At 46.9% G+C, this 20741-nt stretch carries 15 protein-coding genes; 13 read left to right on the forward strand and 2 right to left on the reverse strand.

Going from position 1 to position 20741, the window contains the following annotated elements; all coding sequences use genetic code 11:
* The first annotated feature begins 8 nt into the window (after positions 1-8).
* The 7 genes from HGH90_RS29700 (at position 9) to HGH90_RS29730 (ending at position 9962) form a co-directional block, all read left to right on the forward strand.
* The gene (locus tag HGH90_RS29700) at positions 9-362 is read left to right on the forward strand and encodes a T9SS type A sorting domain-containing protein (protein ID WP_168764644.1); all 354 of its coding nucleotides are present in this window, start codon (positions 9-11) and stop codon (positions 360-362) included.
* Positions 363-389: 27 nt separating this feature from the next.
* The gene (locus HGH90_RS29705; RefSeq protein WP_169192613.1) at positions 390-4499 is read left to right on the forward strand and encodes a PKD domain-containing protein; all 4110 of its coding nucleotides are present in this window, start codon (positions 390-392) and stop codon (positions 4497-4499) included.
* Positions 4500-4530: 31 nt separating this feature from the next.
* Positions 4531-5535, forward strand: coding sequence for a PorP/SprF family type IX secretion system membrane protein (locus HGH90_RS29710; RefSeq protein WP_169192614.1), 1005 nt, complete (start codon positions 4531-4533; stop codon positions 5533-5535).
* A 25-nt stretch (positions 5536-5560) separates the two neighbouring features.
* Complete coding sequence (locus HGH90_RS29715) at positions 5561-7558, forward strand: OmpA family protein (protein WP_248277092.1); 1998 nt, start codon at positions 5561-5563, stop codon at positions 7556-7558.
* A 33-nt stretch (positions 7559-7591) separates the two neighbouring features.
* Entirely contained in the window at positions 7592-8623 is a 1032-nt protein-coding gene (locus tag HGH90_RS29720; protein WP_168764648.1) for a type IX secretion system membrane protein PorP/SprF, read from the forward strand.
* A 66-nt stretch (positions 8624-8689) separates the two neighbouring features.
* Positions 8690-9280, forward strand: coding sequence for a collagen-like protein (locus HGH90_RS29725; RefSeq protein ID WP_168764649.1), 591 nt, complete (start codon positions 8690-8692; stop codon positions 9278-9280).
* Positions 9281-9377: 97 nt separating this feature from the next.
* The gene (locus tag HGH90_RS29730; protein WP_168764650.1) at positions 9378-9962 is read left to right on the forward strand and encodes an RNA polymerase sigma factor; all 585 of its coding nucleotides are present in this window, start codon (positions 9378-9380) and stop codon (positions 9960-9962) included.
* A 58-nt stretch (positions 9963-10020) separates the two neighbouring features.
* Here the strand turns inward: HGH90_RS29730 and HGH90_RS29735 are convergent, their stop codons facing one another.
* Both HGH90_RS29735 and HGH90_RS29740 read right to left on the reverse strand, forming a co-directional pair.
* Entirely contained in the window at positions 10021-11196 is a 1176-nt protein-coding gene (locus tag HGH90_RS29735) for a hypothetical protein (protein WP_169192615.1), read from the reverse strand.
* A gap of 54 nt (positions 11197-11250) precedes the next feature.
* Positions 11251-12654, reverse strand: coding sequence for a DUF4157 domain-containing protein (locus HGH90_RS29740; protein WP_248277093.1), 1404 nt, complete (start codon positions 12652-12654; stop codon positions 11251-11253).
* A gap of 318 nt (positions 12655-12972) precedes the next feature.
* On the opposite strand from HGH90_RS29740, the gene HGH90_RS29745 reads away from it, so the two are divergent.
* From HGH90_RS29745 to ppsA, 6 genes are all read left to right on the forward strand, one after another.
* Entirely contained in the window at positions 12973-13992 is a 1020-nt protein-coding gene (locus HGH90_RS29745) for a YhcG family protein (RefSeq protein WP_168764652.1), read from the forward strand.
* A 176-nt stretch (positions 13993-14168) separates the two neighbouring features.
* Positions 14169-15032, forward strand: a complete 864-nt coding sequence (locus HGH90_RS29750; RefSeq protein ID WP_169192616.1) for an NmrA family NAD(P)-binding protein — start codon at positions 14169-14171, stop codon at positions 15030-15032.
* A 5-nt stretch (positions 15033-15037) separates the two neighbouring features.
* Positions 15038-15967, forward strand: coding sequence for a helix-turn-helix domain-containing protein (locus tag HGH90_RS29755; RefSeq protein ID WP_169192617.1), 930 nt, complete (start codon positions 15038-15040; stop codon positions 15965-15967).
* 206 nt (positions 15968-16173) lie between these two features.
* Positions 16174-17553 (forward strand): S41 family peptidase, encoded by a 1380-nt coding sequence (locus HGH90_RS29760; RefSeq protein WP_169192618.1) that lies wholly within the window; start codon positions 16174-16176, stop codon positions 17551-17553.
* Between the two features lie 118 nt (positions 17554-17671).
* Positions 17672-18127 carry a MarR family winged helix-turn-helix transcriptional regulator gene (locus tag HGH90_RS29765; protein ID WP_168764656.1) on the forward strand — a complete coding sequence of 152 codons (456 nt, stop codon included), beginning with the start codon at positions 17672-17674 and terminating at the stop codon, positions 18125-18127.
* A gap of 7 nt (positions 18128-18134) precedes the next feature.
* Positions 18135-20741 carry a phosphoenolpyruvate synthase gene (gene ppsA, locus HGH90_RS29770; protein ID WP_169192619.1) on the forward strand — a complete coding sequence of 869 codons (2607 nt, stop codon included), beginning with the start codon at positions 18135-18137 and terminating at the stop codon, positions 20739-20741.

A 20741-nucleotide genomic window follows, 5' to 3' on the forward strand; every position in this document is an offset into this window, starting at 1 on the left:
GCAGTTGTATGAAAACAATCAGCATAGCAAAACTGTCGCTTGCCGCAGGATGTATGATGATGTTGCATTGGCCTCGCGCCAATGCAACCATCCTGCCTCCCCAGGAAATAGACAGTATCGTAGGCAACGGCAGATCAGTGCTCGTATATCCGAACCCGGTAATGGCATCCTTGAATATACAGTCGCACAAACCCATTCAGCAACTGATACTGTACGCCATGGACGGCAGAACCATAAAAAAAGTGGCCACCTGCGGCAAACGTAACCAGCTGTATGTGCAGGATATAAAAAACGGAGCATATATGCTGAACACCATCTTTGAAGATGGTACCCGGACGTCGAAGATGATCATCAAGCAGTAATCATTTCAATATGAAAAATTGAAGCAGATGTCAACCAAGCTAATATATTACAAAGCACTTTTGATTGCCATATCCCTGAGCCTGTTTCAGTTCGTAGCCACTGTTGCATACGCCCAGAATCTTTCCAACAAAGGGAAAGACTTCTGGGTGGGCTACGGACACCACCAGTTCATGGAAATGGGTCAAAGCAACAGCCAGGAAATGATCCTGTACCTCAGTGCTGAACAACCGGCTACGGTCACCGTTAGCATCACCGGTACTACCTGGACACGAACTTACAACATCCCGGCCAATACCGTGATTGCATCGGACCTGATTCCAAAATCAGGCGCCATTGATGCCAGGCTTTATTCCCTCCCCCCGTCTTTTGGCGGCACCGGTGGGGAAGGTATTTTTACCGGTAAGTCTATCCACATACAAAGTAATGTACCCATCGTAGCCTATGCGCATATCTATGGCAGCGCCTCTTCCGGCGCTACTATGCTTATGCCGGAAGAAACCTGGGGCTATTCCTATATTTCAGTCAACAGTATGCAGAACTATGCAGACGACTGTTTTTCCTGGATGTTTGTGATTGCCAACCAGAATAATACCGTGGTGGAAATAACCCCTTCGGTGCTGACCCGTAATGGCCGCCCCGCAGGTGTACCTTTTACGGTTACACTGAACCGGGGCGATATTTACCAGCTGGTAGGCGCTTCACTTGGTGGCGGCGTTGGGCGGCAGTTGACGGGTACCACTATCAAGTCTATCGGCAACCCCATGGGGCAATGTTACCCCGTAGCGGTATTTTCCGGCAGCAGTCGTACCGCTATCACCTGTAACAACAGCAGCAGCAGCGGCGATAATAATATCCAGCAGATCTTTCCTTTCCAGGCATGGGGTAAACGTTACCTGACAGCGCCTACTTCAGAAGACGATATACCCTCTGCCCTACAGTATAATATCTACAAAGTAGCGGTAAAAGACCCTACTACTGTAGTAAAACGAAACGGCGTTATCCTCACCGGCCTGATCGCCAATTCATACTACGAGTTTGTCAGCAATACGGCCGATTATATTGAATCCAATAAACCTGTGCTGGTAGCACAGTTTATGTCGTCGTCAGGCGCCTGTGGTAACAACAGCGGACTTGGCGATCCGGAGATGGTATACTTAAGCCCGGTAGAACAGGCCATTAAAAGAATAGGGTTTTACCGAAACGACCGGGAATTCATAGAAACTAACTATCTCACAATGATTATCCCTACGGCAGGCCTGACCTCCCTGCGCATAGATGGCAGCCCCCTATATGACTTCGCTTACCCTCACCCTAACCTCAACGGTTACACGGTAGTAATAAAGCGATGGCCTGCTGCTCCCGCGCAGTGTATTGTAAGCAGCGACTCCGCATTTACCGCCGTTACCTATGGTTTGGGTAGCGTGGAAAGCTATGGCTACAACGCCGGTACACTGATTAACAACCTCAACGCAGTGGGATCTATCCATAACAGCTATGACACCTCTAAAACATCCAATGACTTCACCTGTACCAATACACCGGTAGAGCTGTCCATTTTAATGGCTTATAAACCCACCAAAATGGTGTGGAAGCTCAGCTCTCTCGGCACTGTTATTACACCGAATACAGATGTAACGGTGAATGCGCCGGTAAGCACCGGCACAGTGCTGATCAATGGCATTACCTACTATAAGTACTCCTTGCCTGGCTCCTACCAGTTCAGCACTATCGGGGAATATGATATCCCGGTAATGTCGACACATCCCAGCATCGAAAACTGTAACAACACAGAAAAAGTAGGCTTTACTATATTAGTGAAAGGCAAGCCCCGTGCGGTGATGACTTATGCGCATACAGGTTGTACGCTGGACACTGTATATTTTAAGGGAGATACCAGCCTGAAAGATCCATTGATTGACCGCTGGAACTGGGAATTCCCGGGGGCGGTAAAAGACAGCGGCATACAGGTAGGCAAAGTATTCCCGGTAGGCAATGCAGCCATAAAACTGACCGTTATATCAAAGGATGGTTGTGTGGGAGACACCGCCTTCCAGGTGGCTACCGTAGCTAAGCCCATAGCAACATTCACTACAGATGCAGCTATGCTCTGCGAAGCTGGTGTATTGAAAATTACCGACAACTCGACATACGGCGGCACCGCTCCCCTGAAATCGTGGTACTGGAATTTTGGCAACGACTCTGTATTAACAGCCACTACCAACGCCACACAAACGATTACCTACAAAGATCATAATACCTATACCATAAAGCATGTAGTAAAAGTCAGCGAGTTGTGTGTAAGCGATACCGTGTCCAAAACAATAACGGTATATGCCAAACCCACACCATTGTTCAGCTACCCGGGCGACTGCCTGCCTGTTGGAGGTTTGGTACAGTTTAGCAGCGGCGCCACAGTACCGGATGCGCAAACGCTGACTGCGCATGCCTGGAATTTCGGAGATGCCAATGCAACAGCAACAAATCCGAATACGTCTGTACTGAAAGATCCCACACACGCCTATACGAAGTTCGGTACCTATTCCATTAAATATAGTGTTACCACAGATAAAGGCTGTACAAAAGATACCACGGTAACGGCTACCTTTAAACTAAAACCGCAGTTGGCGTACGCGACACTGACCGGCGTTTGTGTAAATACGCCGGGTACAGTAGCCATCGGTAAGGCTACCATCCAGAATGGCGTAACCGGAAAGGGCTACTACCGCGGGCCAGCCACCGATTCAAGTGGCAACTTTACGCCTGCTATTGCCGGCGAGGGCACACACACCATCTGGTATATATTTAACACCGATAGCGGTTGTGCAGATTCCATCTCCACCACCATCCCAGTATATCCTAAACCTACTGCGGCCTTTACCACCGCCGCGGATCTGTGCCTGGGTCAAAACACCACCTTCACCGACCAGTCTACTATTTCCACCGGCAGTATTACCAATTGGAAATGGGACCTGGCAAACGGTACACAAAAAAACAACACCAATAACAATCCGTTTACCATCACTTACCAGAAAGACAGCAACTACCTCGTGAAGCTGGTGGCGGTGAGTGATCATAACTGTATCAGTGACACTGCCAAAGTTGCGGTGCTGGTACATCCTTTACCGGTAGTAGATTTCAGCTTACCGGCCAAAGTATGTATGCCGGATGGCAACGCTGCTTTTGTCAATCTCACTACGATAAAAGATAAAACAAGCCTGGCCTATCAATGGAATTTTGGCGACGGTGGCGCCGGTGCTGCCACCAAAGATCCTACCTGGCAGTACAAAGCGTTCGGACCGTTTGAAGTAAAACTGGTTGCTACCAGCGCTTACGGCTGTAAAGATTCCGCTGCCAAAACGCTGAGCGCATTCTTCGGACAGCCAACCGCTTCCTTTAAAGTAACGCCAGATACTCTTTGCCAGGGCACTGATAACGTATTCACAGATCAAAGCACCGACGCCACCGGTACTATCAACAAGTGGCAGTGGAGCTTTGGCGATGGCACCGTTTCTACCGATCAAAACCCGGTGAAAAAATATACTGCACCCGGCGAATACAGCGTGCAGTTACAGGTATCCAACCAGTCGGGCTGTGGCTCGGCTGCGTATAGTGGTACTGTTATCGTTTACCTGCAACCGGTGATTGATGCAGGGCCTTCATTTGTAGTACCACAAGGCACTATCATCAGTTTCAAACCGGTAGCGAATGATTCGGTAAACCTGCAGTTCGCCTGGGAACCGGCAGCCGACTTCCCTGATCCAACGCTGTTGTCGCCGGTAATACCTGCTATGCACGATGCCGCCTATACGCTGACAGCTATCGGCAAACATGGTTGTATGGCGCGCGACGGCATGACGGTGAAAGTACTGAAACCCGTTGCACCTCCAACTGCCTTCTCTCCCAATGGCGATAATATCAACGATACCTGGATCATCACCAACCTGGCTGATTATGCGGAAAGCACCGTGGAAATATTCAACCGGTATGGAGAGAGAATATACCGCTCTACCGGCTACAACGTACCGTGGGACGGCCGCTTCAGGGGTAACGTACTTCCGATGGCCACTTACTATTATGTAATCAGGCTCCGGCCAGGCATGGCGCCTATAACAGGTTACGTAACAATTATCAGGTAAAGTAAATCATTCACATAAAATCCTATTGTAAATGAGAACGATCATTGCAGCCTTAGTCCTCTTTATTGTGGCCACATGTACCGGCACCCGGCTGGTGGCACAAACAGACCCTCACTTTTCGCAATACTACGTATACACATCGTGGTTAAATCCCGCATTAACCGGTGTATTCGACGGCGACTACCGGGTAGCGGCCATTTACCGTACCCAATGGGGTAACATCAGTCCGTTTAAGACCTATGGCGTGAGTGGCGAAATACCCACCAGCCGTAATATCAACATCGGCGCCAGCGTATTAAACCAAACTGCCGGCAATGGCGGATACAACTACACCACCGCATATGTGAGCGCAGCCTATACCGGCGTGAAGCTGGATGCCTCGCATTACCACCAGCTGAACTTTGGATTGCAGCTAGGCCTTATACAACGCAGATTTGACCCCTCCAAGCTTACATATGGAGAGCAGTGGAACCCGGTAACCGGCTACAACCCCGGCAACCCGGTGTCCGATGCGCTGACGCGTACTTCGGCAGCGTCCTTCGATGCTGGCGCCGGTGCATTATATTATGACGCCACACCCGGGAAAAAATTCAATATCTATGGCGGCTTTTCTGTTATGCATCTTACAAAACCACAGGATCAGTTCAGTGCAAAAGGTGATGCCCGTTTCCCGATGCGTTTTAATGTACACGGTGGCGTAAAACTAACGTTATCGGACGTACTGAGTATCACGCCCAACTTCCTCTTTATGCAGCAGGGACCGGCCCAGGAAAAAATGATCGGCGCTTATGGGCAGCTGAATGCTGCTACCGGGACCGATTTCCTGCTGGGCCTGAATTACAGGTATAAAGATGCCATTACCACGCATGCAGGATTTATTTACAAGAATATGATGCTGGGCGCCAGCTATGATATCAATACTTCTGATCTCAGCAAAATGGCGCACGGATCCAACAGCTTTGAGATATCGCTGACGTTCATCGGCCGCAGATCGGTAAGAACGCCTGATGTGGAATTCATTTGTCCAAGATTGTAATCAACTTTTAAAGCAACAGTATCTCATGAAAAAAATAGTCTTCACATCAGCAGCGTTGTTATCAGCAATGGTATCGTACGCGCAGTTTACGTATAACTACCTCAAAGCAGCGGATCAATACTACAGCAAGGCCGATTATAACTCAGCGGCTACCTACTATGAAAAGTATCTCGGCACCCGTAATAAGGCCGTGAAACCAGATACCTATAAGCCTTATGCAGCGGTAGCTGTTACGAAAAATAAAACAGTAAATGTAAGCAGCAACCAACAGGCCGTTTATAAGCTGGCAGAGAGTTACCGCAATCTGCATAACTATGGCAAGGCCGCGCCGCATTATGAATCGGTGATGGAATTGGATAAAGCCAATTTTCCGCTGGCGGCTTATTACTATGCCGTATCCCTGCGGGCGCTGGCTAAATATGAAGAAGCAGCCCAGGCATTCCGCAACTTCCTGAACGATTACGGCGCCAATGATAAATTCACAGAAGCCGCGAAAAGGGAATTGCAAAACCTGGAATTTATCACCGCCCAGTTAAATAAAAAAGATCTGCCGGAGTACAAAGTAACAAAAGCGCCGGCGGCTTTAAATACCACCGGCGCCAGTTACGCCCCCCTGTGGAGCAACGGCAGCAGCCTGATCTTTACTTCTACCCGGCCCGATAGCTCTTTCCATAAAAATCATACGTATATCAACCGCCTGTATACAGCCGATTTTGAAGCAGGGCAGGTAACCAATATTCGCCTGTTGCGGCTGGATCAGCCCGAAGGATTGCACCAGGGCGCAGCCTGTTTATCACCCGACGGGCAAATGTTGTTCCTCACCCGCTGGCATATAGACCATGGCAAAAAAATATCGTCTATCTACCTCTCCCGCAAAAACGGGGATCAATGGGGTGACCCTGTCCCCATGGATGCCATGGTAAACACTACAGGTAATAATACCCAGCAACCATATCTTTTGGGAGATGGCAAAACATTATTGTACGCCAGCGACAGGGCCGATGGATACGGTGGTTTCGACTTGTGGTATGCTACCCTCGACGAAAACGGCAAGCCACTGCAGACCGCTAACCTGGGGGAAGTAATCAACAGCGCTGGCAATGAACAGGCGCCATTCTACCACGCAGCCACCGGCACCCTGATTTTTTCGGCAGATAACCGGATCGGTATGGGAGGCTATGATTTCTTTTCTTCCAAAGGGCATATCGGTAGCTGGAAAGCGCCAGTGAATATGGGATACCCGGTGAACTCGGTAAAAGACGATATCTATTTCACCAGCAGGAGCAATAATAAAAACCTGCTGGATGAGGTGTTACTGGGTACCGACCGGGCGGCCGAATGCTGCCTGGAATTATTCTTCGTTCACAAAAACCGGCCGTTAAAACAACTCAGCGGCATGGTTGTATCCTGCGACAACCAAACCCCGCTGGCCGGCGCCGCCGTTAATATTATAGATACCGTCAGCAATAAAGTAGTATTTACCCAACAAACCGGCACAGACGGCAGCTATGCTTTTACTCTCCCGGATTTCCTGCCGTTAAAAGCAGTTGCCAATGCGGACGGATATACGACAAACTCACAGCAGATAGTCTTGCCAGTTAATGAGGACACGACGGCCATGACGGTGCCCGTGTTATGCCTCGTGAAACTCACCACACCGGAAGCGCCCGTGGTATTGGAAAATGTATACTACGATTTCAGCAAGGCCACCTTACAGCAAGCCTCTTACGCTTCGCTGGATAAACTCGTAGACCTCCTCAATGCCAACCCTGGCATGTATATAGAACTAAGTGCGCATACCGACAGCAAAGGTTCCGCAGCGCTGAACCAGCGCCTCTCAGAGGCCCGTGCAAAGAGCTGTGTGGATTACCTGGTCAGCAAGGGCATTGATCGGAACAGGCTCACTTACATAGGCTATGGCGCTACGCAACCAATAGCCCCTAACACATTGGAAGATGGCAGCGACAACCCGGAAGGAAGACAAAAGAACAGGAGAACTGCTTTCACCATCATTAAAAAGTAACGGCCCGGCTGTTTCACCCAAAATCACTAATCCATGAAAAACATTGTGCTCACAGGTTGGCTGTTGTTGCTGTTGCATTTCGTACAGGCGCAGCAACAGCCGCATTATACGCAGTATATTATGAATCCATTTATTATCAATCCAGCTCTGGCAGGTATTGAAAATTACTGGGACCTGCGTTTAAGTCACCGGCATCAGTGGGTAGGTATGAAAGGTTCACCGGTAACAACCTACCTCACCCTGCAGGGGCCATTGCGTAAATCGGATTACAGTACCGCCTCTCCCACCGGCTTTGATCCAGACGGCAACAACCCACGGGGAAAGGCTTACTGGCAGGATTACACTACGCCGCCCCCACATCCCGGTGTAGGGCTTACAATCCTGAACGACAGAACCGGCCCGTTGAACCGCTTTTCTGTAACCGGCGCTTATGCACATCACATCAACCTTTCTCCCAGAACCAGCGTCAGCGCCGGCATCGGAATAGGGATGCAGCAGGTAAGTCTTGATGCAAGCAAAGTTGAATTCTTTGATCCTTCCGATCCTGTATTGGGCAGCAGTTCCGGTGTATTGAATAAATGGAAACCAGAAGTAAACGCGGGACTTTGGCTCTACTCTGCCGATTATTTCGCGGGCTTGTCTATACAAAATATTATCCCGCAGCAAATTGGTTTTGACAACGGCAAGGTAGTCGGCGATTCTGTTTATAGCGGCAAACTGGTACCACACTTATTCTTTACAACGGGATACCGGTTATGGCTAAACGACGATCTCAATGTGATGCCATCCGTCATGTTGAAAATGATTACAGCAATGCCACTGAGTATAGATCTCAATGCCAGGTTTATGTACCGCGACCGGCTCTGGCTGGGCGCTTCCTACCGGCTGCACGATGGTGTGGCGGCTATGTTTGGTGTGAACATCAGCTCACAGTTTAACATTGGCTATTCTTACGACTATACGGCGTCTTCGTTAAATACCGTTACAAAGGGCACACATGAAATCATGATTGGCTTCCTGTTGGGCAACAAGTACGGCGACACCTGTCCGCGGAATGTATGGTAACATCATTACTCTTTTTATTCTTTTTATTCTTTTCATTCATCAATAAAAAAACAAACAATTGTCATTATGAAACAGGTTACACGCTTTATGCCCTATGCATTGATCACTGCTGTTGTATTATTTTTCGCGGCCTGCTCCAAAGATGGGGCACAGGGCCCCGCCGGGCCTGCTGGTCCTGCCGGCCCTTCCGGCATTCCAGGCTCCACCGGCCCTAAAGGTGATTCAGGTGCTCCCGGCAGCGCCAATGTTATTTACTCAGCCTGGCAGGATGTAAAGTTTGTGCCGGTAGATACCATCCGCAACCAGGACGGCAGTATTAATACCATCCTGTTCGGATACACGCTCACGGCAGCCAAGCTCAATGCAGCACTACTGGCTAACGCTTCTATCAACGTATATATTAACCTGGGCACAGCGGCTACTTCGTTCGTGCAGCCGTTGCCATATGTGGATGAATATGGCTATCTCGTGAGGTTTGTGGCATCCGCCGGCAAAATCGACCTGATTGCCAACGCGCCTATCAGTACTACTGCCACGGATAAACGTTACCAGTACAGATATGTGATTATTCCTGGTGGAGTAAACGCCAGAACAGCGGCGGGGATCGACTGGAATGACTACAACCAGGTAAAAAAATATCTAAATCTTAAAGACTAGGACTAGGTTGGCTAATACAACCTCCAGTATATACAGGGCTGCCTTATTGAAGGCGGCCCCTTCCCAAAATCTATTGACAACGTTATACGAAACCAGCATGAACCTATATAGTAACCTCACGGACCAGGAGTTAATCCGCCTGTATATTGCAGGAAATAACCAGGCGTTTACCACACTGGTACACCGACATAAAAACAGGATCTTTACCACCATCGTATTATTGGTGAGAGACCGTAACCTGGCAGAAGATATCCTCCAGGAAGTATTTATAAAAATTGTAAACGCGCTGCAATCCGGTCAATATGTGGATAACAGCCGTTTCCTGGCCTGGGCGGTAAGAATTTCGCACAACGCCTGTATCAGCCATTTCAGAAAAGCACATACCCGGCCACAGATAGTGGTGAACTACAACGATGACCTTGGCGATAGCATGGAACTGTCGGAGCATAGCCAGGAACACCGCATGATCAAAGCAGAAATAGCGGAAGAAATCAATGTGATGCTGGATCGCCTGCCTCGCTTGCAACGGGAAGTATTGATATTGCGTTACTATGCCGACCTGAGCTATAAAGAAATAGCGCAAACCATTGGCATCAGCATCAATACGGCTTTGGGCAGGGTACGCTATGCATTGGTGAATTTAAGAAAACAAATGGGCGTAGAAAGTCTGGTATCCGCATAATATCAATGTAAACTTTTTGCTTGCGGCTGCGGCGCCAGTTGTTTGAATGCCTGCTTCTTCATTTGGATCCAGACAGCATAAACCGCTGTACTTCTTCATCGTAACTGTCACGTGGTTCGGCGTGATACTTTGCAGGGTCTTGTGCTGTTTGCATCTCCATTTCCGCAAAGTGAACATATCCCACCTTCCACACGGCAGGTTTATTATATTCTGCCTGCGCTGCAGTATGGAATTCGGCCGACCGGTTCATGGAGGTTGCGGAAACCAATGTTCCGGGGTCCAGCCCGCGGAACCACTGATCCAGCTCTTTTGGAGGCAATTCACCTGTGAGCAGGAAATTTGCACGCCCCGCCAGGTCACCTACCCCGAGATGCATCTTGTCATCATATTGCTTTAACAATGTAGTCAACTCTTTGAACTGACTGGCGTTTGGACGGTCGTGGCTCATCAATTTCCGCTGAAGGTTACCAATGGCATATCCTGCTAAGTAAGCCCACTTTCTAATATCGTCGCGTATTCTCTCAAAGCTTTCGTCTTCCTGGCCAATGTCTTCACCGGTTAAAATATCCTGAACATCCTTAATGTTATCTAAAGTCTCTTTTATTTGCTTAATTACTTCCATATCGCCAGCAACATTATCCGGGCTGTAATTTCCTTCAATTTGCTCCCCAAGAAAGTTTATCAACTCATACATTTTAGCAGCCGCAAAAACGACCCTTTTAACAGGATTGTCAGCAGGCTTCACCTCCTCTGTCTTTGGATCTTTGTATTGAAATTGATACTCTTGAAAGTATTTTTCCCTGGGCAAACCTAATGACGCGTTGTAATTCTTTTCTTCCTCCCGGATGGGATCAGAGTGTTCGTGGTCTTCTTCCACAACATTCAATTTATTATTAGCCAACTTAAAGCTAATTACATCCTTTTGCGAACCATCCAGGTTCTTCAACAGTGAGGTGGATCGATTAACATCTTTATTTACACTCACTCCTTGTTTCATCTGGACAGCTTTCCGTGCTTCCTGTGCAGGGTTATTATAAGCCATTGATTGCAATTGAGCTGCCTGCTTAATCCTTGGGCCGTTGTTCGCCATGTGCTGTAGCTTTCTTTGCGTAATAGCTATAGGTCTGTTGTCAACCGACTCAAAGTTGGATTCACCGGAGCGCTGCTTTCCGGCAAATGCTTTTGCTGCCGGCTGGCTTTTACTTTCCTGTATTTTGTCAGCATGTGCATTCATATTGCCACAGGCATTTTGACAGTAAAAAAAATGCTAAAAGTAGCCGGATATTATTTACTTTTTTTTCAATACGCTGATCCAGATTTCAGCAGTAGTTATACCTTCCTCCTTTAATTCAGGTTCATACTCCTCCAGTTCTTCCGGTGTAATATGTAAATTATGCACCTGCTCCAGGAAGCCCATTTTCATTCTTTTACCCTCTTCTCCTTTATCAATTGCTTCCATTGCTTTCAGGAGTGTTACAATCAGAGAAAACCTGGATGTCATTTCTGCATGTTCAGCGTCCTCTCCGCCCATCATTAACGCGGTATGTTCAGCCAGTTCCTGGTCTACATTTCCTTTCTCCTGTGAGTCTTTTGCCTTTGCACGATTCTTGATTAAAACATACATTTGAAGGGCTGGCTGAATATGTAGCTCCCATTCATGCGCAAAAGTGGTCATCATCGCTTCAAAACTCTTTGTCACACCTTCAACTGGGTTTTGATAAATATTGACGACGATGTCCATACCTGTTAAATTCTTATAGTCTTTACTATCCATGGCAGCTTTTAAAAGTGTTCCAGGATCGTTTCCCGGTCCCATGTAATAAGTATTACGTCCACATTTCATGAAGGCTTGCGTCAAGCCATTACTTCCTTTTTCCTTTTCATTTTTGGCTACCCCTGTTTTTAAATGGACCGTTAGATTAATTTCCGGATTATTAACGGCCATTTTAAAGTAAGGGCTTCTCATAGAAAAATTATCAATTAAATAAGGCAGGAACTCCGCTCCTGTACCGGAAAAATCAATTTGACGCTGAATCGTTTTGTTATTGACAGACTTATTAACTATCCCGGCATTCCTATTCCCATTCATTTGTTGGAGCACTTTTCCTCCCATCTCGTCAGCTTCTTTCTCTAATCCAATATCATCATTCACATTAATCCCTTCTTTCATCTGGATGGTAGGTTTTACCCTGCCTTGCTTTTGCTGCACAACATGCCATGCTTCATGAGGCAGATGCTTTTCCTGCCCGGGAGCTAAATGAATATCCGTACCTTGCGCATAGGCAAGCGCTTGTAGTTGAGCAGGTTTGTCGGAGTTGTAATGGACTTTAACATCATCCATGGAATAACCAGATAAATGCTCAATTCCCGACTTTAAGCTATCATGCAACCCGGTATTGTTTTCTTTCTTCTGGATGGGATGCTGTTGCAGTGCAGAACTGTTATTAGCCATTTCCTGAAAGGCTGTTAGTTGTGCAACGCGAGGACTGTCATTTGCCATTCCCTGATAAGCTCTTAATCCTTCCAGACGGGAGCTGTTATTTATGACGTCCTGCATTTTTTTCTGCGCAATAGCATTGGGGCTGTTATTAACAAATCTGAAAGCTGAAATATTGTAGCTTTGCTTTTGCACAGCCGTATTAAGGGATGCCTGGGGTTTGTTTGCGGGGGTTTTATCGACGTGTGTGTTCATTATGAAATGATAATTAAACAACTATGTACGGATAGCAAATTGTACTTACCTTCGTCATAGTAAATATAACGAATTCAGACAGTTTCTGAAAGCTTTTTAAATAGATTCCCGGAGCCAATACTGGCGTACACATAATACAACAGCGATAGAAGTTCAGTAAGAACTTGTATCGCTGTTTTGTTTTTACCAGATTAACTCCCGGCGAAGCTGTTCCAACCCTACAATATCCCGGCGTTATTGACAAACAAATGCCGGATAATATTTTAACGAAAAAGATATTTTTTTAATCATATCAATCCAAATTGTAAAACCATCATTATGTTAATCAACCAGTCTTTTATTACAGACATCAAATCAATCATTTCGGATGCAAAAGAAAAAGCCATTCGTGCGGTAGACCATCAGCGGACGCTGATGTACTGGCATATTGGTAAACGTATTTTTGAAGAGGAACAAGCTGGCAAAGACCGGGCTGATTATGGTACCTATCTGATAAAATATCTTTCTGAGAAGATACAACCGCAATTTGGCAGCGGTTTTTCAGTGAGGCAGCTGGAGCGCTATCGCAAGTTTTATCGCCTGTTTCCAATTGCGTCCGCAGTGCGGTCGCAATTGAGCTGGACCCAGTACAAACTGCTATTAAGCGTTAGAAATGAGGACGCTAGAACATTCTATATCGCCGAGACGATCAAAAACAACTGGACTTCTCGACAATTAGAAAGGCAGGTATACACCAGTTTATATGAACGGCTTTTGATGAGCAATGACAAAGAAAGTGTCCTTGCGGTGGCTAAAAAGGAAAAACTCCCCTCCGATGCCAAAGAAATCATCAAAGACCCTATGTTATTGGAATTTCTGGGCATGAAGCGGGAAGCATCTTATTATGAGAAAGATCTGGAAAGTGCCATTATTACTCATCTCCAGGATTTCTTATTGGAATTAGGCAACGGCTTTTCATTTGTGGCAAGGCAGAAACGGATCCATCTTGACGGAGATGAATTCTATGTAGATTTGGTATGCTATAACCGGTTACTGCAATGTTTTGTGATCATTGAATTAAAGACCAAGAGACTTGGTCCCCAAGACATCGGACAGTTGCAGATGTATGTAAATTATTACGACCGGATAGAAAAACTGCCACACGAAAACGCCACGATAGGTATTTTGCTTTGCGTAGATAAAAACGATACCATGGTAAAATTCACGCTGCCGGAAGGACAAAAACAAATCATTGCCAGTCAGTATGACCTATACCTGCCAACTGAAAAGCAATTGCTGGAAGAGGTAAATAAAGAGCTGGTGAGCTTTGAAGAAAAGGATAGCTATCAAACGAAATAATCGGACAAGTTAGCGGCTAGCTGGCAGCAGTTAGCCGCCATTTATAAAGACGGGCAAAGCGGCTACTGCGGTCAGCCAACCGCACGTCCCATACATCTGCATACAATCTTGCGAGATTTGAACACTTTTTTCCAACCTCCTGGTTAGAACTTTGTGTTCCATTCAAACTTGCAGAAATGAAAATTGTAGTTACAGGTTCCCTCGGGAATATCAGTAAACCACTCACTGAAATGTTGGTAAATAGCGGTCACGAGGTGACCCTTATCAGTACAGATCCTGATAAAGCACAGCAGATACGGGAAATGGGCGCCCATCCAGCTATTGGCAACCTTGGCGACCAACCTTTCCTTATTAAAACCTTTACGGCAGCTGATATAGTTTATTGCATGACTCCATTGGATTTCACAGCTACAAATCTGGATGCATGGAACAGCGTTGTCGATAATTATATCGTGGCTATCAGGGAAACTGGGGTAAAGCGTGTTATTATGCTTAGTGGCTGGGTAGCACATTTGCTGAGCTCCGTTCAGCCGGAGAAAAAGTTTGAAGCACTTCCCGGAGTAGCTGTCACTTTTATGCGCCCAGGACCTTTTTACAGCAATTTCTATCACCTCAAAGACATGATCCGTCACCAGGGTATGATTGTATCCAATTATGGAGGAGAAGATATAGTTACTTTTGTAGCGCCGGAAGATATTGCTGCCGCTATTGCGAAAGAAATCAACGGCCCTGCCACCGAAGGGTTAAAAGTGACCTATGTGGCCAGCGAGGAACTTACCTGCAACCAGGCTGCACAAATTATAGGAGAAGCCATTGGCATACCGGGGCTTCAATGGATAACCGCTTCCGGGGAACAGGTAAAGCAAGGACTCGAAGCCTCAGGCGTTTCACCTGTAGTGGCTGAATTATTAGTAGAAATGCAGGAAAATATGCACAACGGGAAAGCGCAGAAAGATTACTACCTTAACAGGCCTGTATTAGGAGAACGAAAACTACGCGAATTTGCCAGGGAGTATGCTACCTGGTATCATCAAAACTAACTGCTATGGCCGGAAATCTGCCCCGGAAAATAAAAAGTATTGCTGAGCTGCTGCAGCTGAGAAGCTTACCTGATACAAAACATCCGCTGATTAGCGTACTCAATACTGCTGAATTAAAAAATCAACCCGGGCATTTAGATATTGCGGTAACTACCGATTTCTATTTTATCGGCCTGGGAAACGCTGCCCAGGCCTGTTTGCAAATGAAATACGGGCACCAGGCATATGACTTTGATAAAGGCATGATGAACTTTATTGCGCCGGGGCGGGTTTTTGGTTTTAATACTGGCCAGGCAGAAGCAATAACTTCGCCGGCGTGGCTGCTGCTGCTTCACCCCGACTTTCTATGGAAACATCCGCTGGCATTAAAGATAAAGCAATACGAATTCTTTGATTATAGTGTAAATGAAGCCCTGTTCCTTTCTGATAGCGAAGCGCAGACCATTAGCGGGTTATTTAAGAACATTGACCAGGAATACCGGACTAACATCGACACTTTCAGCCAGGGAATTATTATTTCCCTCATTGAAGCCCTGCTGGGCTATTCAGCGCGTTTTTACCAGCGGCAGTTCATTACCCGCAACATCACCAACCACCGTATAGTAAGCCAGTTAGATGCACTACTGGAAAAGGCCTTCTCTGAAGAGGTGCTGGAAAAGAAAGGAATACCAACCGTAAAGGATATATCCAACCAGCTGAATATTTCACCTAATTACCTGAGTGGCCTGCTTAAAACGCTTACCGGCAATAGTACTCAGCAGCATATACAGGAAAAGATAATAGAAAAAGCGAAGGAGAGACTGATAATGACAGATTGGTCGGTAAATGAAATTGCTTTTGAACTTGGTTTCGAATATCCACAATCGTTTTCAAAGCTGTTCAAGACAAAAACGACCTTTTCACCACTGGCATTCAGGAAGCTTGGTAGACAGTAATTCTTCCCCCGGCATCCAGTAAGGTTACAGAGCATGATAACAATATACTACTGCTGATCAAAAAAGGAATCGTGCACAGCCCCCCCGGTACGCAGGCGATTGCACGTAACACTCCGCGGTATCAGCCCGTTGACCTCACCATAAAAGCTATATAATCTGTATATTTCTAGACATCACTTATTTAGCTTTTTTACGTTATCATGTATATGAAGTCATTTTTCTTTTCTGTTTCTATTGTCCTGGTGAGCATCATTAGCATTTCCTCTTCTGGCCAGCGCAAGCCAACTCTTTTTTCACCTGGTCAGTTAAAAGAAGATCTTAATTATCTCCGGCAGCTCATTACCACAGTACATGTGAATCCGAACAGTGAATTATCCCCGGCACAGTATGATCAACTTTTTAACAACATAGCTATATCCCTGCAGGATTCCGCCAGCGCAACCGAATTCCTGAAAAAAGTCAGGCCAGTAATAGCTTACCTCTCAGATGAGCACGCACAAATCAACCTAAAGCCCGAGCTACTGGACGCCAGGTATAGTAGCGATGCTTACTATCTTCCTTTTACATTGAAAAAGGAAGGCAATAATTATCCCATTGATCAATGCCTGGGTGCTGTGGCGGCACGCTATAGCGGTCAAATAATCAGGAGCATCAATGGTGTAATGGTAGATAAGTTGGTACAGGCATGTGCGTTATCTACCACCGGATTTCCTTTTCAACGGACTGTCGTCGCCTTGAGGCAATTTGGATATTTATATCCATGGGCCAGCCCAACACTGGATAACAGCTTTACCATCCGAACAACGGCAGGGAAAACAATTGAGCTGCCAGGTGTAAGCAGGAAAGACTGGGAAACATGGCTGGCTTCACAATCCGGCGTGGGTAGTTGTACGGAGCGGTTATCCTATACCCGGTATGGCCATATTGGCTATATCAACGCCTGTTCATTCGATGTAAAGGCTACAGGGAAGTACTCCCTGGATTCTATTAAAGCGCAAATAGATCATCTATTCAAACAGGTACAAACCGACGGCGTCACGAAACTGGTGATTGATGTGAGCCACAATGAAGGTGGTAGCACCGGTGTGGGCGACTACCTGATCAGCTACGTTTATCATCAACCCTATTTGGATTACCAGGTCAACTGGAAGAGAAGCGATGAATACTTAAAGCTGTTGCGGTCCTGGGGGTTCGACAATGCCGCTTACGCCGGTGCGCCGGTAGGCAAAGTGTTGCATTTTCCTTCCGAACAGGTGGTTCCGGAGCAGGTGCCTTATCCGTTTAAGGGAAAAACGTTTGTCGTGATAGGTCGTCCTACTTTTTCCAGCGCGATGAACTTCGCTACGTTAATCAAAGATAACCATATGGCTACGTTGATCGGTCAAACGCCGGTTAACGGGCACCCTACCGGATTTGGGGAAATGTTCTATACGAATCTTCCGCATACACAGATCTTTGTGCGCTTTGGCGTGAAAGAGCATATACGGCCGGCGGGGAAGATGGCAGACAACCAGCTGCGCCCGGATATTTTATTAACCGATAAACAGATGGTTGATGTTAATACCCTCCTCCAACAGCTAAAATAGTACCTGCTTTCCACCGACCATGTATCGTTGACCCTGCTAACATCTTTTCCAAATTGTTTGGATATTGCGAATTTAATTTTATCTTAGCAACTAAGATATTTAGTTAATAAGATATAAAATGAATACCGATTTAACCAGGCAGATAAGAAAGTTAAACCAGGCCCATGCCTACACCACCATCCACCTTCACGAGGCCGTGGGCCGCAAGGCAGGCCTCCCCGGTACCGATCACAAGTACCTGGGCTTTTTGCTGCAAAAGGGCCCCATGACGGCGGGCGAATTGGCGGCTTTAAGCGGGTTGACCACCGGGGCAGTAACCGGGTTAATAGACAGGTTTGAGAAAAAACACCTGGTGAAAAGGCAGTTTGACAAAACCGACCGTCGAAAAGTGATCATAGCGCCCAACACCGAGAAAATAATGGCATTGCTGGAGCCGCTGTACAAAGAATACCGGCGCCAATCAGAGCAGCTCATTGCCTCTTTCTCTGCCCAGGAACTTCATATCATTGAAAAGTACCTGTCAAAATCAATCGACATCATGAACGAAACCATGCATACCCTCAACGATAAATAATACGTATATGAATGCTTACGCACTTGACTTGCACAACATTGACACCAATAGCCTGGCATTGTTTGGAGGCAAAGGCGCCAACTTGGGCGAGCTGATCAGGATGGAAGATATAACAGTGCCCCGGGGCTTTTGCATCACCACAGCAGCTTACCGGGCCGTCGTGGAACAAAACGAAGCTTTTAATATATTGCTGCAACAGTTAACCGGCCTGACTGCCGACCAACAGAAAGCTGTCAGCGAAATAAGTGGCAACATCCGCCACCTCATTGCACAAATACCGATTCCGGTGGATATCGTTGCCACCATCAGGCAGCAACTGGCCACTTTTGGAGAAAATACGGCCTTTGCCGTGCGCTCCAGCGCTACGGCGGAAGACCTGCCTACCGCCTCTTTTGCAGGCCAGCAGGATAGCTATTTGAACGTTACCGGGGAAGCGGCCATTCTCCAGCACATCAGCCTGTGCTGGGCATCCTTGTTTACCGAACGGGCCATTATTTACCGTATTCAGAATGGGTTCGATCACCAGAAAATTCAGCTGGCCGTAGTAGTACAACAGATGATTTTTCCCCAGGCCGCCGGCATCCTGTTTACGGCTCACCCAGTAAATGCCAATAGGAAAATATTGTCGATAGATGCCAGCTTTGGGTTGGGAGAAGCCATAGTTGCAGGCATGGTGAATACAGATAACTACCAGGTGAATAATGGTCAAATCATCCATCGGCAAATAGCTACTAAACAACGGGCGTTGTATGCCGCGAAAGATGGCGGCACCACCCTCCAGGAAATAACGCCGGCACTACAGCAGCAGCAAGTGCTAACAGACGAACAGGTGTTGACGCTGGAGCGCCTGGGCAGAAAAATTGAAGCCCATTTCGGTTGCCCGCAAGACATTGAATGGTGCCTGGCAGATGGTATTTTTTATATTGTTCAAAGCAGGCCCGTCACTACATTATACCCCATCCCCATGGTGAACAATGCCGACAACCATGTATATGTATCCGTTGGCCACCAGCAAATGATGACAGACCCTATTAAACCGTTGGGACTATCATTTTTCCTGTTAACAACACCCCGTCCTATGTTTACTGCCGGAGGAAGATTGTTTGTAGACGTAGCTCCACTCCTGGCTACCCCGGCAGGCAGGGAAATGATGATCAACGTACTGGGACAATCAGATCCGCTGATCAAAGATGCGCTGCTCAATATCCTGGAGCGAAAGGACTTTGCATTGTCGGTACCGGCCGACGATCCGGCTGCCGGCCAACCTACCATCCCTCCTCCCAGCGCCCGGCCGCAGGTCGATAATGACCCGGCTATAGTGTCCAACCTGGTGAAGGAGGCACAGGCATCGCTCGATACCCTGAAACAGGACATCCAAACAAAATCAGGACCCGCTCTATTTGATTTTATACAGGAAGATCTCCATCAGCAAAAAACAAGGGGATATGCCCCGCAAAGCCTGGCGGTGATCCTGGCAGCCATGGATGCTTATTCCTGGCTTAATGAAAAAATAAATGAATGGCTGGGCGAAAAAAATGTAGCCGATATACTCACTCAGTCAGTACCCAACAACATTACCTCGGAAATGGGACTGGCATTGTTGGATGTAGCGGATGCAATTCGCCCTTATCCGGACGTAATTGAATACTTACAACAGGTAAGAGATCCTCACTTCCTGGAACACCTAAACTCCCTCAGAGGCGGCCGGGAAAGCCGGGAAGCGATAGAAGATTTTCTTGCCAAATATGGTATGCGCTGCCCAGGTGAAATTGATATTACGAAAACCCGTTGGCATGAAAACCCCGCTATACTGATTCCCATTTTATTAAGTCATATTAAAAATTTCGCACCCAATGCCAGCATCCGGATGTTTGAACAGGGGCAACAGGAAGCATTCAAAAAAGCGCAGGAACTAACAGACCGGCTGAAACTATTACCTGACGGCGAACAGAAGGCACTGGAAGTTCAGCAAAAAATTAGCTTTGTCCGTAATTTTATGGGATACCGGGAGTATCCGAAATATGAAAAAATATGCCGCTACTTCTTGTATAAACAAGCTATTCTGAAAGAAATCGAACAACTGGTACAGGCATATATCATCGCTGAAAAAGAAGATAGCTACTATCTCACTTTTGACGAGTTGCGGGAAGTCGTACGTACGCGTGAACTGGACCGGCAGATCATTCCCCAGCGTAAAGCAGCATATATAACATATGAAAAACTGAGTCCCCCACGGGTAATGACTTCCGATGGAGAAATTATCACCGGTAAATATCAGCGTGACCACCTGCCAGCCAACGCCATTGTAGGATTACCTGTTTCTGCGGGCGTTATTGAAGGCCGTGCGCGGGTTATTCTAAATATGGAAACCGCTGTCCTGGAAGAAGGGGATATATTAGTCACCGCCTTTACCGATCCCAGTTGGACACCCTTGTTTGTGTCGATAAAAGGATTGATTACTGAGGTGGGTGGACTGATGACACATGGTGCGGTAATTGCGCGTGAATATGGCTTACCGGCCATTGTTGGCATAGACAATGCCACCAGGCTGATTAAAGACGGGCAACGTATCCGGCTAAACGGAACGGAAGGATATGTAGAAATATTAGGATAG

This window comes from Chitinophaga sp. Ak27, assembly GCF_012726295.1.
GTDB lineage: Bacteria > Bacteroidota > Bacteroidia > Chitinophagales > Chitinophagaceae > Chitinophaga.